Below are 497 nucleotides of genomic sequence, written 5' to 3'. Positions count from 1 at the left end.
TTTTCAACCGAGATCCGGCCGCGAGACCGCCGCCCACGGCCCTCCTAACGAGCGCCAAGGTTCACTCACTTCATTCCTGCCTATACTTACCAACCTAAGTTACGTTCATACGGCTGCGATTATCGAAGTCATCCACCAATCTAGGTACAACTACGCACTTTTCACGAGCCGTACATGAAGATTTCGTGTGAATAAGTCACCACTACTACTTGGGTGGGGTGAATCCGACCTGCAGCCGTTTTGCGATAATCACTGCTTTCGCAATCTCCGATTGGTAGAGGCACACATGACAAAACAGGAACCAGCCAAAGTCGAAATGGGCACGGCGAAATCCACACCGCGCAAGCAAACTGATGAACGCATAGCACACCTAGTCAAGGAGGCGTATCGAGGCTTGTCGAAGGCGTTACAGATTCGTTTGAAGGAACACGACGTCATGTACGGTCATTGGACGTTCTTGCGCATCCTCTGGCAAACCGACGGAATCACGCAGCGAC

The 497-nt window shown here is 51.7% G+C and carries 1 pseudogene; it reads left to right on the top strand.

Going from position 1 to position 497, the window contains the following annotated elements:
- Positions 1 to 286: 286 nt before the first annotated feature.
- Positions 287 to 497: pseudogene (locus tag RVY79_RS17230) on the top strand (hypothetical protein); the annotation flags it as partial.

The sequence above is a fragment of the Chromohalobacter sp. HP20-39 genome (assembly GCF_033052815.1).
Taxonomy (GTDB): Bacteria; Pseudomonadota; Gammaproteobacteria; order Pseudomonadales; family Halomonadaceae; genus Chromohalobacter.
The sequence above is the reverse complement of the archived record's forward strand: the minus strand, read 5'-3'. Positions and strand labels throughout refer to the sequence as shown.